Below are 14,565 nucleotides of genomic sequence, written 5' to 3' on the forward strand. Positions count from 1 at the left end.
TTGTAAATGAATAAATGTGGATCCAAGAATAGCCTTACTACTTCTTCAGCGTTAACCGCATGATATTACCTACTACTGTACCATCAAATTTGCTGAACGAACCGTATACCGTAATGGCTGTTTCATTGGAAGAGGTAATGGATTCCTGTATGTTATTAATATATCCGCTTGAATAGTCACCGTTATTCAAACTACCGGTGGCATTATAATCTTTTGCCAGTGAACCATTTGGGTTCAGAATCATAAAACCACCCCTGGTTACATTATCATAACGCTTAAATGAGCCTGCCGCTACAATAAGCCCGTTGGATAATTGTTTGGCAAAGGTGACAAAGCCATCTGTAACCTGACGGGGGCTGAAGCTGGCATCCAGTGTGCCATTGGCATTTAGCATAGCGATGTTGTAGCAGGGTACACCATTTACTTTGGAAAAAGTGCCGGACAGTAAGAATTTTTGCGTAGTGCTGTTATACTTGATACTTGAAATAACAGCATCTGTTCCACTGCCGGTATTAAAGCTGGGATCCAGGCTGCCGTCCGGATTAATGCGGGCAATGTTATTTACTTCGGTATTATTGTATTTGGTGAACTTGCCTACAATAATGATTTTGCCATCATTTTGCATGAGTGCATCCAGGATAAAACCATTAGGTCCGGGATAACTTTTCCGGGCCTGGAGATCATAGTTGAAGGAAGTATCCAATGCGCCATTGGGGTAAAACCTCGCTAACTGCCGCATTTCGATGCTGTCCAGCACAAGAGAGTCGCGCTGCTGGTCATAAGTCGGAATATTGTATAGCTTTTTGATATAGTACCGGAAGCTGCCAATAGCGGTAACCCTGTTGTTGTAAATCAGCAGCTTGTCAACCGGCTGATCAGTACCGCCATTGAAGGTAGGAACGGTATCCTTCTTGAGGAAAGTATTGATTTCAGTGGTATCCAGTGACCCGTTGGAGTTTAACTGTGTCATCGAAAAAATAGCACTGTTGCCGCCACTATGGGTATCAAATGCTCCAAAAGATCCTCCTATGATGAATTTTCCGTTGTTCAATTCTACTATACTTGCGATGGTACCATTGGCGGCTTTCCCGGACTGGAAGGACCGATCTACTTCACCATCTCTGGAAGTGAGTACAATGCGGTTGATAGGTTTTACAATACCTTTAGCTTCAAAATCTGTGAAGCTGCCCGTAATGATTTTACGGCTGCTCGACAGCTCCAGCTGATCTATTATACTACCATTACTGCCAATAAGTGCTTTATAGGTAGCATCAAATTCCAGTTTCCCTCTTACCCTGAATTCAGGGCCATAAAATACCTGATCGCCGATTTGTATGGCAACCACACCGGAACTGGCCTGTTCAGGTACTTTCAGTTTGATTTCCTTATCATCCAGGGAAGTTACACTGGCTTTCTCTCCATTAAAAGTAAAAATCAGTTTATCCTTATACGGTAATAACCCAGTTACCTGAAAGCTGACATTGGTACCGGGAAATCCCTGGGCAGGGGAAGGGGCTGCATCTTCAAATTTTACACCCAGGGGTACCTTACCTCCTGCATAAGGATCCGCAAATATCGCTTCCTTCTCCCGGCAGCTGAAAAGCAGCAAAGCGGACAATAAGGTGTATATTATTTTAACAGAATTTTTCATGTTACAACGATTAGTATGGAACTTATTAATGTATGGGCGGTGCGTTATTCTCCTTTGTATATCTGGTAATCATTGACGAAATCAAAAGGCGAAAATCCAAAGAAGAAGTGCATATCGCTCAACACATGAATAACCCCATTTAGTGGTTTGATATTGCTGGATGCAACAGGTGCTTTCGTATATGCCTTCATGATCTGGGCAGGCTTGTCAATGTAAGTGAGATGCAGTTGCCGGTAGCCTACATATTTCACATCGTTGGCATTGCCGTATACTACGCCGATATTCATTACGGTGTTGTTGTAAGACAGGTAGTTTTGCCCGGGATAAGTGCGTAGCAGATCGAAGTCTATCTGTGGATAATCCTTCAGCTCATTGGCGCCTTTGAAAAGATAAATGGACAGATACTTTTTCCAGACTTCCGGTGGCACATCTTCCAGTGTTTTGATCGTATCTTTTCCCAGTGCATACAGGTTCACATTCAGGATTTCTACCGTATTCTGAATACTATGATCTGTAGGTGCAAAGAAGGTAACGGTGTCTTTCGTAAATACATCGTTCATACCTGCCAGCTGGATAATTGTTACCAGGCTGTCAAAGTAAAAGGGCTTTTCCTTCAGGTAATCCAGTATAGTACCTTTATAGTGCGGATCAATGGTACCTGTATCAAGATAATAATCATCTTTTTTGCAGGAGGTTGCCAGCAGTATAACAAGGAAGATGCCTGTTATCCAGCAACGGTTGTTATATATTTTTCTTAGTGTGTTCATAAACATATTTTTTACTGTATCCAGTACTCGTTCAGTTTGATTTTTGCGTTGTTGTTTTGTACGCTGGGAGATAATGGCCAGGTCCAGCCTCCACGATTAAATTGGTCGGGAGTAAGTGGTTTGTTGCACCATTTGGAATCCAGCACACGGCCGGTCCTTAAGAGGTCGTAATAATACAGCCCTTCGCCCATCAGTTCTTTTGCTTCTTCAATAAAGATGGCCTCTTTTAATGCAGGGCCGCCAACACCGCTGTATGGCTGTACACCTGCTCTTTCACGTACCATGTTCAACGCTGTCTTCGCTTCTCCATCTTTGCCCAGTTCTGCCAGTGCTTCTGCCATCCACAGGATAGCACCTGCATAACGGAAAATGATCACGTTGTCATCCGGGTTTACATCCTGCTCGCCTATTGCATAGATATTGGTAAACTTGAGGAATTGGAACATCCCGCTATTGGAATACATATACTGATCAAACCAATAGTCTTTTCGCAAATCAGACTGCCCGTCAGGGTATAACACCCGCAGGAATTCTGCGCGGAAATAACCATAGCTTACTTCATGACCTGCCAATGGTCTTTTGTTGGGATACCGTAATACCAGATCAGAAAATGGTGATACTGCGCTCAGGGTTTCTCCATAGTTGGAGCTTTGCGCTACTTCCAGTAATCCTTCGGGAGAACGGCCTTTAAACAGGATATTAAAATCTTTTAGTGGTAATAAATGATGTACCCCACTTTCTACCAGTTCTTTACCAAGCGTAGCCGCATGTGTATAGTAGGCTTCTTTATTAGCTTTGTCAAAGCCGGCATTCCATAAATTCATATACATCAGTAAGGCAATGGCACTACCCCGGGAAGCTCTTACTGCTCTGAAAGCAGGATCACCGTACGTCCATGGAAGATCATCTTTAACAGCAGCAAGGTCTGCAATACAGTTGCTGATTACTTTTTTCATATCTTCTCTCCCAAGGGCCTGGTTTTCATAGGCGTCTGTGTAATAAGGCACATCTCCCCAAACCCTTACCATAAACAGATAGGTAAGGCAACGCATAAAAACCGCTTCCGCCTGATATCTTTTTACATCGCTGGACGACAGCCCGGGTATAGTACGTTTACCTAATTCAAACACACATACATTGGCTGATTGGATAACACGGTAAAATTCCTTCCATTGGGTCATACTGGGAAAATTAAATCCCCATTGATTCCATACTTCCCCTTCCGGCATCACTTCTTTTACCAGATTTTGTCCCAGCAGATCTATATAGCGCCTGGCGGAAGTATTTGTGTTTTCTGACATTTTTAACATGCCTGAACGTAATTCACCTGCACCGGGGATAAAGGAGGTAGATTGAATTTTGTCCCGGAACTGCCCGTATATGTTACTTACATATGACTCCACATCCCCACGTGATTGCCAGAAGGCATTTCCTGCCAACCTATCCAATGGCTTTATATTCAGGAATTTCTTACATCCTGATAAAGTGGTGCATAGCAATAAGGCAACAAAACAAAAAAACTGACGATTCATGATAGTGCATTTTATATGTCTGTGATATTGCATTAGAATTCTACATTAAGACCAAAATTATAAGTGCGTGGTACCGGATAACCATCTGAACGGTCTTTACCAAGGTCTGTCACGTTTTCAGGATTAGGTCCGGAATATTTGGATAATGTGATCAGGTTATTGCCGGATAAATAAAGCCGCACAGAATTCATCCCGAATTGTTTCACAAATTTCCGGTCCAGGTTATAGGATAAAGAGATTGTATTGAGTTTATAGTAGGTACCTGTTTCCTGGAAAGTAGTCTGATCAAAACGGAATGGATAGGTTTGTGCTGCGCGATAGTAATCAAAGAGATTCGCGTACTTGGCTACATCCCCGGATTTTTTCCAGTAATCCAGATTATCATAGATAATCATAGACTTCTCATCAAAAGGATTAGCGATCAGTTGCATGCGCTCTGCCAGTGCATTATTCAGGATATCACGCAGAATGGTAAATGAACCCTGAATATTCAGAGAAAAGTTTTTATAGCTGAGGTAGGAACTGATACCACCTGTAATGGTAGGCATAGAGTTACCAACCGGCATACGGTCTCTGTCCGTTGTTACAAAATCACCATCTACATCTTCATAATAAGGGTCTCCTGCTTGATAGGGAATGCCCCAGGCAGTACTGTAATATCTGCCGGTAGCAGGATCCAGTGGCACGTCATCATTGGTAGGGAAGGCGCCATTATTCTTAAAGATGTAGTTGCTGAAACTATTACGTCCTCTGCGGAACAGAATATATTGGTTAGTGCCACCATCCACATATGTAAATTGATTTTCTGCATCCGGCAGCCTGGTGAGGATATCTTTGTTGATGGCTGCATTCAGGCTGATAGTCCATTGAAAAGCACTTTTCTTAGACAATGGCCGGAAAGTAAGCATCAGTTCATAACCGTAGTTGATCAGACTTACCTCATTGGAATTGAAATTGTCAAAACCGGAAATGTCCGGAAGCGGTTTGGATTTTAACAGATTGGAAACATCCTTATAGTAAGTATCAAATATCACTTCTACCCGGCTGTCAAAGAAACCCGCTTCAAAACCCAGGTTATATTGGGTAGTAGTAGAAGGTTTCAGGAAAGGATTGGGCAGTTGTCCAAAATCAAGCCCTATACGTTGAATATTGTTGTAAGTACCATTGATGTTGTACTGACCGTAGATGGAGAATAAGTCGCCTGTAGGAACAATGTTCCGGCCCCAGCTGCTACGAAGGGAACCATAGGTGAGCCAGTGTTTCTCTGCCAGCGCATTTTCCTTGCTGAAATTCCATCTCAATCCAATAGAAGGATTTCTGGCATAGGGATCTTCAAACCCGCTGGTAGAAGAACCGTCCATACGATAACTTACATCCAGGATATACTTCTTTTTATAGTCGTAGGAGAATGTACCGGCGAAAGACGCGATCCTGCCATTACTGTAGTTATCCAGTACCCCTCCGCCACGTGAATACCAGCCATCAAATCCCAGTGGGCCCTGAAACTGATCATTCGGCGTTTTTTCCTGCCTTACCACATTGGCCTGAAATCCTTTGGAATAGATTTCATTGAATACGGATATAAAGAAATTATGTTTTTCTTTGATGGACTGGAAGTAGGAAAGGCTGTTCCTGTTGTACAGCGTGTAATTACGGTCGCTATAAGCATACACACGGGAAAAGTCTTTATTAGCCGCTGCAGGCGTGAAGTTATCTTCCGTATTGGAAGAATATTCGTAACTCACACTGGAAGCTGCACTGAAGCCTTTGGTGATCTCAAACGTTGCATCCAGACTGGTACGCAGGTTAGCTGCCTTATTATCATTTTTGGTATTCAGTGATGCCAGTACACTATTACTACTGAGGAAGAATGAAGGTGCGGGGAGGAGAGAGGAGGTTTTCCCATTTTCTGCTACGCCCGACTGCGTCAGCCCGTTACCCGCTCCTTTGCTTTTCTGCCCTAATCCTGCATTCATAGTACCAAATACACGCAGGCGCTTGCTGGGTTTATACTCCATGTTCATCCCCAGGGAGTACCTGTCGAAACCCGTGTTACGGATCACCCCATTTTCATGGTAGTAGCCGAGGTTTGCCTTATAGTTAAAGGTAGGATCACCTCCGCTGATAGATACGTTATGCGTCTGATTGTAAGTGGTACGGAAAAATATATCCTGCCAGTTGGTAGAATTATTGTAATAAGGGTTCAGGCTGTCTGCCAGGAAGGGTGTGTTGGAAATCCGGTATATATCATTGATACGGCCTCCTGCAAAGATCTGCGACAGCCTTACGTCCCGCTCCATTCTTCCTCCGATAGTTGGGCGTAATTTAGGAGGTGTATTCATGAAAAAATTGCCTGTATACCGTACCAGGGGAACGGGGGAATTACCTCTTTTAGTAGTGATGAGAATTACCCCATATGCACCACGGGAGCCGTACAAGGAAGTAGCCTGTGCATCTTTTAATACCTCCAGGCTTTCCACATCTTCCGGCGGGATTAAAGAAAGCGGGCTTACACTGGGTCCGGCCGACTGGAAGCCATATTCAAAACTGGTAGTAGCGTCGATAGGTACCCCGTCAATGACATACAATGGTGAAGTTGGTGTCAGGAAGGCATCATTACCCGCACCGGAAACACCAATTGAAGAAATACCACGGATAAATACAGAACCCCTGAAACCGGGAGCCCCTGTATTGTTCTGGATATTCAGCCCTGGTACCTTACCCTGTAATAATTGCTCCACATTGCTCACCGGAATATCCTGCAGCTCTTTTCCACTTACAATAATAGCAGAGCCGGTTACCACTTCCCTTGTCTTTTTCTGGTAACCGATCACCACTGTTTCATTGAGTTTGTTTTCGTTTACCCGCATACGGATAGAAATATCGTTCTTGCCGGTAAGCTTTATCTTGTTGTCTGTATATCCTATAAAGCGGAATACAAGTATACTGCCGGCATCCACAGTAACAGAGAATACCCCGTTGGCATCTGTTACCCCGATGGCTTTGGGAGGAGTGCCGCCCATGATACTCACACCGATCATACGTTCATTGCTCTCTGCATCCCGTACTACTCCCTTTATTACTACTTTATTTTGTGCATGTGCCAGATATGGCGGCAGTAGCAAACTGCAACAGATCCAAAATAATGCAAGTACTTTTTTCATATCAGAAGATCATTTTTTAGTTTTAAGAAACCGGATCAGTCGTTCTCGAATTTTGGATTGTCTTTGGTAAAATGGATGACCATCTCCCAATCTCCTTTCTGGTACAGGTTAAAGGCATAACTGATGTATGCATCCTGCCGTATACCGCCATATCCTATTCTGTTATATCCAAATACTACCTGTGCACTTGCACCGTCGCCTGTGGTATATTTTGTGATGAGCTTTACCAGCGGGATAGGAAAGGCAACATCATAGGTTACTTTTTCGGGTGTTTGCTTTTTGTTAAAGCCATGTAATAGCTCATCCCATTTGGTAAGATTGAATTTTGCAGGATCTATTACGGCTGAATCCTTGTCCAGGAATTTGAAGGAAAGTGTGTTGCCATCTCCAACCTTGTGGAAATAAACCCTGGTATCAATAGGCCTGATACCTTTTTCAGTGGCAGCACTTATTACATTTGATAACCCGGGATGATTGTAGAATAATTGTGTAATATTCCCGTCGGTCTCTGTTTTTTGTATGCCTGTAACCTGATCAAACTCATAGGGGCTATATGCCTGCATGCGGTAGGGCATTAACCGGAGATTCTTAAAATCTTTTCCGCCGCCTGAATTCCGGACCTCTACATCAAACAGGTAACCGGAGTCGGGTTGTTGTTTCAGTAGCAGGCTATCTGCCATTTGCCACAATATAAACTCACCGGATTTAGGCCGCACTTCCCAGAGCGGATGTTCTTCCATTTCGCGTTTGGCTTCTATTTCGGCCACTGTTTTTTCCTGACCGGTATATCCTTTTTTCCATACCAGCACGGGCATTTTTTTAGTGGGCGCATCTGAAGGATGACCGTCGGCAGTTCTTACATTTACAATTTTGAAATTAAAGGGAAGGCCAGAATTATCCGGATTGAATATACCCGTGAATACTGTGGTTCTTCCTAATATCGGCATAAAAGTAGTAGTAGTATAAGTAGCCTTTGGACTAAACGGGTCCACATCTGTCGGCAGCATTTTTTTACATCCTCCTACCCATAATAATGGTAAAGCTAATGCCAGCGGTAGCAGGTGATATCTGGTGATTTTTATCATTGCATTAGTTATTTAAACGGGTCATGAATTCATTAAATCCTATTACGTGATCATCTTTTAATACATGCACCACGCCGTTCTTCGTTTTCAGGTTAATGGAACTGGTCACTGTGGTAACCCACGAAATGATATACTGGGTACGTTTAGTATCGCTGAAGTTGATGTAATGTGGACCTCCTCCTACGTATCCGGTGGCATCAGTAGCACGTTGTTTGCCATGCATAGGATAGCCGGTTTGCATGCTGTATATCATCAGCCCGTCAGCATAGGTCATGCTGTCGGAGGGAATTACGCCACGGATAATATATTTTTCAAGCAGGGAGTCCAGCTCGTCCCGGTCTACCGTGCCCAGATGCAATGCCTCTTTGCCCTGTACTTGTCTGATAGCGTTCAGATTTTCCATCATAGCTTTAAAACACAGATCAGTGGGCGCAAAAAGAGTATTATTGCCTTTTTTAAGACTATCGCCCAGTGGGGTAATATCCAGTACCTTCAGCAGGGAATCAAACATGCCCTTTTTGGATTGGAGGTATTCGTAAGTACTACCGTTAAATACCTGGGCCTCATTTTTAAAATCATAGTATCCGGAGTCTTTTTTGCAGCCTATCCCCAGCATAAGGCCAGCAATACCCAGCAGGCAGACAGCATGTTTTATTTTGAAACAGCGCATATAAATCTGTTTTAAATTATTTCCAATAAGGGTTTTGCGTAATCAAGCTATTCTGGGCAATAATGTCCTGTGATACCGGCCAGTAAATGCCCCCCTCCTTGATCATTTTCATGAAAGCAGGGTTGTTCTGCTTAATCTTATTATAGCGCACCAGATCATACCAGCGGTGACCTTCTCCTATTAATTCCCGCCTTCTTTCTTCAAAAATTTCAGTGACCAGGTCTTTACCATCTGCTGGATCAAATAATTCCACCTTTCTGAGCGACTTGATATTGTTGAGGTTGGCGATGGCCTCATCCGTATTGCCTAATGCAGCTTGTGCCTCCGCCTGCATCAGCTGTACGTCTTCCAGTCTGGTAAATACCATGCAACTGGAATACTGCCGGAATTCAGGTTCTGAGTTACCTCCCTGGATCACTTTTATCTTACAGAAGATGGGAATGCTGCTGTTAAAATTGGCAAACCAGCGGTCATTATAGTTAGGCTGGCCGGTAATGGTATCGAGATAAAAGCGACCATCATTATATTGATTGAATATTGACAGAATGGAGTCTCTGGGCACATAGATGTCTGGTAGTGCTTTACGTACGATCGGTTCTGCAAGCGTAAGCTCTTCAATATGGCCGGTAAAAGTAGCTTCCACGTGCTCATACAGGAAGTTCAAAGCAAATATCTGATTGGTTTTACGGCCCTGAAACATGCCATTGGGAGCAGAAATCCAGTAGGTATCCGGTTCATAATACATCCCGGATTTTGAATAATTATCCAGCACAAATTTTGAGTACACAGCAGAGTTGGCATAGTTGCCTTTCCAGGCGGCCACATGTGCCAGCACCGCATAGGCGGCCAGCTTTCTTACCAGCGCACTATTCCAGCGTCCTGCATCTTCATTGTAATAAGGCCCGTCCTGCTGAGGATCCCCACTGCTGTAATTATAGGGAAGGTCATTCGCGGCCTTCACCATTTCATCTTCTACAAAGTCCAGTATTTTGTGCTGATCTTCCCGGGGCTTGTTTTCAAAGCTGCCATCATGAGAGCTGGAAGTAAATGGAACATCACCCCATAACCGTACCATATAGAAATAGGCGAATGCTCTTAAAAAACGCATTTGTGCCATATCCACTTTGTAATTCTGTTCAGAATATTTAGGGTCTCTTTCTCTTACTACACCTGCATTTTCCATGAAAATAGTCGTAGCATTTACAACAGCATAGAACCTGCGCCAGTTACTTAACGTGTTGAATAATGGATAAGACGCATTCAGCTTATTGTCTATTAAAGCTCCCAGGTCCGGACGCATAACAGATTTAAAATCTCCCATTCTCAGGTCGCCATACATCCAGTGTGCGGTATTGTCACACAATGCTGCACGGGTAAGGCCATATGCTCCGATAAGCGCGGCACGGGTATCTTTATAGGATTGCCAGAAGTTTTGTTCACCTACTGTTTTAGTAGAATTGATATCCAGCATTTTCTGACAACCAGATAATACTGTCATCACAAAGAATCCAGCACATAATATTGCTTTCTTCATAATATTGAGTTTATACATAACAGTTAGTTCAGTATTAAAGATCCAGTTTCACCCCTACGGTATATGTTTTAGGAATAGGAAAACCATAGCCGGTATCATACCCGTTAAAATCTACCAGTTCAGGATCTCCGCCAGTATATGGTGTTATAGTGAAGAGATTGTTAGCAGTAACATATACATACAGGCGGGTGAAAGTCTTTTTGGTTTTACTTTTTTTCCAGCTGTCTGCTCCTGCAAAATCATAACCGATAGACAGGGTCCGGAGCTTCAGGAAGGAACCATTTTCGAGGAAAAGGTCCTGGTTGAGCTGATAAGGTACTACATCACTCCAGGGGTTATAAACAGGATATTTTGAATAGTCACCATTTTTGGCCCAGAAAGTAATTTCTTTCACACCATTCATATCCAGTGTGGCTTCCCTGTTTATAAAGTCAAACCGGTTGGCTATCTCCTGGTTGAGAATTTTACGGCCTAAGGCATAATAGAGGTTTACACTAAGGGTAAAATTCCGGTAGGTAAAATCGTTATTGAAACCTCCCGACATCAGGGGCAAAGTATGCCCTGTCATCACTTTGTCTTTATCATCTATCACAAAATCGCCATTTGTGTCTTTCCATTTTGGATCTCCTCCTTTCAATGCCAATCCTTTATAACTCAATGGCATACCGTTATTGGGGTTTTTAGGTATTTCTGCATCTGTATTATAGATGCCTTCATTTTGCAACAGCCAGTATTGGTCTATGGATTTACCTACCTGCAGATGACGGTTGCCGATGGTTAATTCACTTCTACCTTCCGGTAAGGCTACCAACTGGTTTTTATTGTAGTTAAAATTCAGGGCGGGGATCCATTGCAATGCACTTTTTTCATTCAGTATACTTGCACTGATAGTGGCATCTACTCCGGTGTTCCGTACGGTCATACCATTGAGATATTGTTGGCTATAACCATATTCGGCATAAGCAGGAACCGCCAGCAGCATATTTTTATCCGTTTTACTGTATACATCCAGTCCAATCTGAACACGGTTCTTCAGCAGGGCCATCTCAACACCGGCATTTAACTGGTCGGCATAAGCCCAGGTAAGCCCATATCCGATATAACCCAGGTTATAGGGCCTGCTTAATCCCGGCATGGCATTGTAGGAAGAGATAGCTGGTTCCGTACTCCATCCCATGTCTACGGTATATTGCGGACCCTGGGCAAAGCGGTCGTAAGCGTTGAGTCTGGGTAAGCGTCCCCAGCTGGCACGGAGCCTGAGCGCGCTAAAGGTGTTGTTATCTTCCAGGAGGCTGTTTTTGATATTCCAGCCTGCAGAGAAGGTAGGGGATACGAACCACCAGTTGTCGGGTTGGGAATTGGAGGAGCCATCTGCACGTAGCAATACAGAGAAGTCCAGTTTATGCTGGTAACTATAATCTGCTTTTCCATGGAACGAAAGCAGGCGATGTCTTTCTTTATCCAGGAATTTATATATCATAAACCGGCTAAACCCTTTGGGCTCCAGATAATCTGTTTTGGTAGGATCTGATTTAAGTACATTGAGCTTAATCAGGTCATTAGGGCCTCTGTAAGCATAGCCGTAATTATATTTATTAGCATCAGATTGGAAAGATTGCCCGCCTTCCAGATGGAGGAAGTGTTGATTATCCCAGTTTTGCCGGAAGTGAAGGGTATTGTCAAAAATGACCCGTTGGCTGAACCCAAAATAATTGGAAACGTAGTTGTTACCCACCAATATAGTAGAAGGATAAAAAACATCGCGCAGGTCCTCATTATAATCAAAGGCCAGCCGGCTGGAGAAATCAAACTTCCGGATATTCATTTTTATCTGGAAGTAGCCGTTGATAACATTGGATTTATTTTTATCGTACGACTTTTGTAATTGGGTAAGATAGCCGTTATAAAAATCTTTGTTGGGAGGTAATGGATTGGTCAGATCGGGGAGGTATTGCACTTCCGCAAACCGGTCGCGTAAGTTGTTGTTACGATTACGTTCCAGCCGGGTGGCATTTATCATGGTGGATACCTGCAACCAGCGTAATGGCATCATGTTGATGAGGAAAATGGCATTATAGCGGTCCAGGTTTACGCCATCTACCACACTGCTGTTGCGCATTTTTCCTATTCCCATCCGGAAGTTGGCACGTTTGGAACCACCTGCCAGGCTGGCATCTACGGCATGAACGGTACTGTTTTTATAATACACATCCGTCCAGTTAGATGGGCCATAGTAGGCCGGATTAGTAGAATCCCGGAGGAAAGAAGGATATTTTTCCTCATTGGCAGGAGTAGCATATTTATCATAAAACGGCCTACGGAATTTATTCTCAAAATCTGCATTTATGGTAGCAGTAGCTGGCCGTTGTACAACCCCAAAATAGGTATTGAAACTGATCACATGTTTACCGGTTTCAGGTGTTTTTGTTCGAATGTCTATGACACCATTGATAGCCCTTGGTCCGTATATGGCCGTTTCCGAAGCGTCTTTCAATACCCGGATAGATGCTACATTATTGAGGTTGATGGCATTTAGCAGATTGGTGGCTGTGCCGATACGATTAAAATCATATTTGCGGATGTCATAGGCAAATGGATGTACCATAATTAATGGAATGCCATCAACCAGTATTAAAGGCTGGGTTTCAAATATGTCTTTATGATTGACATAAGGAACCGCACTGCCTCTGATATACATATTCATTTCTGAGCCAGGCTCTCCGCTGGGTTGTTGTACATAGAGGCCGGCAACATTCCCTTTTAATGCTTCCTGCAGGGAAGGGTTCGGATACATACTTAAGCGGTCTGCATTTACATCACTGCGATACATGGTGTCTGTACCAACAACAAGTGGGAGGGAATCGGCAGTACCGGCAGTGGAAGCCTTTTGGGTATCATCCGGAGCGGTAGTGTCAGGCCGTGGTGTCTGTTGCAGGAATGGATATGCAGTATCACGTGCATATACCAACGAATAAAAGTGAATGAACAGGCACGTTATGGCCACACGTACTAATGAACGCATAAACGTAAATTTTTAAGAACTGACTAAATCTGGATTTAGAATAATGCAGGCAATAAATTGCCATTACACAGCAAGGCTGCTGTGCCGGAAAAGGCATAACATTCCCTGCTGTATTTACGTACAGAAAAAAAGCAAAAGAGACAAACGGGGATGTGACCATTTGTGCATAAATGGTAGTCATGTTCCTTGTTCAGGAGCATAAACGGTGATCCCTGTTTGCTGTTAGAATAAACTGAAGTGGATAAGTATTCCTTACATCATTTGTTCCGATTTTGGTGAAAAATAATAGGGCAATAACGTCTTCTTCCATTTTGTAGAATGGCCATGCTAAAGTCAATCCGGGCGTAAAGTGCTGACGGACGTGAGCTGTAAGTTTGAAATGGTACTGACAGGTTTTTTATTGACGCCTGTCAATTTTTGTGTTACGTGGATTTTAAATCAATTAAGAAATTACTATGTGATTTTAGATATTGGTTATAATACAATTGGTTTGGGTTTAAATACTATCACTGTTCTTTTTAAATTTGGTTGAAAAAACAATCAACAGGGTTTTTCAGGTTGCACTATACTAACGTGGAATACTACTATGTATGTTGATTGTATTTATTGTCATCATGACAAAACCACTATTGCACAAGTGATTCTTACAAATCTAATAAGTCAAATCTAATATTGCAAGTATTTTAAGAAATAATTGAAAATATTTTTCTGATACTATATTCATAAAAGAACAATGACATTTCAGTTATAGTTGAAAGGTGATTTTATAGATTTACTGTCAGAAAAAAATCACACTGTTTTGATAAGATATGATGCAACTATTTGTATGGTGATTCAAATTTGTTTGGTTCCTGAAAGCATTTTTCTTTGTACGTTATGCCGTGAATTAATGAAGCGATAAACCTATTCTATTGCATCTCCGTTTTTTATCACTTGTCTTTATGAAGGAGATATTTTTTTGAAAAATGAAAAATAATATTACCTTTGTACCCCAATTTGAATTGCCCGATAGTATAATGGTAGTACCACAGATTCTGGTTCTGTTTGTCTTGGTTCGAATCCAGGTCGGGTAACAAAGGTCAAAAGTAGCATACTAGCCACTTTTGACCTTTTTTTTTCTTCTATAGGTGTGTAGTTTTT

General features: G+C 42.7%; 8 protein-coding genes and 1 tRNA gene. 1 reads left to right on the forward strand and 8 read right to left on the reverse strand.

Translation table 11 applies throughout. The features are described from left to right. Nucleotides 1-37: 37 nt before the first annotated feature. The 8 genes from ABR189_RS25430 to ABR189_RS25465 are packed head-to-tail and all read right to left on the reverse strand — an operon-like array spanning nucleotide 38 to nucleotide 13,425. Nucleotides 38-1,651 (reverse strand): DUF5008 domain-containing protein, encoded by a 1,614-nt coding sequence (locus ABR189_RS25430; RefSeq protein WP_354663303.1) that lies wholly within the window; start codon nucleotides 1,649-1,651, stop codon nucleotides 38-40. 44 nt (nucleotides 1,652-1,695) lie between these two features. Continuing rightward, on the reverse strand, nucleotides 1,696-2,418 hold the full coding sequence (locus tag ABR189_RS25435; RefSeq protein WP_354663304.1) for a fasciclin domain-containing protein: 723 nt from the start codon (nucleotides 2,416-2,418) through the stop codon (nucleotides 1,696-1,698). Between the two features lie 11 nt (nucleotides 2,419-2,429). Continuing rightward, nucleotides 2,430-3,950 (reverse strand): RagB/SusD family nutrient uptake outer membrane protein, encoded by a 1,521-nt coding sequence (locus tag ABR189_RS25440; protein WP_354663305.1) that lies wholly within the window; start codon nucleotides 3,948-3,950, stop codon nucleotides 2,430-2,432. A gap of 32 nt (nucleotides 3,951-3,982) precedes the next feature. Further along, complete coding sequence (locus ABR189_RS25445; protein ID WP_354663306.1) at nucleotides 3,983-7,114, reverse strand: SusC/RagA family TonB-linked outer membrane protein; 3,132 nt, start codon at nucleotides 7,112-7,114, stop codon at nucleotides 3,983-3,985. Between the two features lie 35 nt (nucleotides 7,115-7,149). Further along, nucleotides 7,150-8,199 carry a DUF5007 domain-containing protein gene (locus tag ABR189_RS25450; RefSeq protein ID WP_354663307.1) on the reverse strand — a complete coding sequence of 350 codons (1,050 nt, stop codon included), beginning with the start codon at nucleotides 8,197-8,199 and terminating at the stop codon, nucleotides 7,150-7,152. Nucleotides 8,200-8,203: 4 nt separating this feature from the next. Beyond that, a complete protein-coding gene (locus tag ABR189_RS25455) occupies nucleotides 8,204-8,869 on the reverse strand; it encodes a fasciclin domain-containing protein (protein ID WP_354663308.1) in 666 nt (221 codons plus the stop codon). Nucleotides 8,870-8,885: 16 nt separating this feature from the next. Further along, nucleotides 8,886-10,403 carry a RagB/SusD family nutrient uptake outer membrane protein gene (locus tag ABR189_RS25460; RefSeq protein ID WP_354663309.1) on the reverse strand — a complete coding sequence of 506 codons (1,518 nt, stop codon included), beginning with the start codon at nucleotides 10,401-10,403 and terminating at the stop codon, nucleotides 8,886-8,888. A 34-nt stretch (nucleotides 10,404-10,437) separates the two neighbouring features. Further along, nucleotides 10,438-13,425, reverse strand: a complete 2,988-nt coding sequence (locus ABR189_RS25465) for a SusC/RagA family TonB-linked outer membrane protein (protein WP_354663310.1) — start codon at nucleotides 13,423-13,425, stop codon at nucleotides 10,438-10,440. Nucleotides 13,426-14,427: 1,002 nt separating this feature from the next. On the opposite strand from ABR189_RS25465, the gene ABR189_RS25470 reads away from it, so the two are divergent. After that, nucleotides 14,428-14,498, forward strand: a tRNA-Gln gene (locus tag ABR189_RS25470). The last annotated feature ends 67 nt before the right edge of the window (nucleotides 14,499-14,565 follow it).

Origin of the sequence: Chitinophaga sp. H8, assembly GCF_040567655.1 — a bacterium.
In the GTDB taxonomy this organism is placed as follows: domain Bacteria; phylum Bacteroidota; class Bacteroidia; order Chitinophagales; family Chitinophagaceae; genus Chitinophaga; species Chitinophaga defluvii.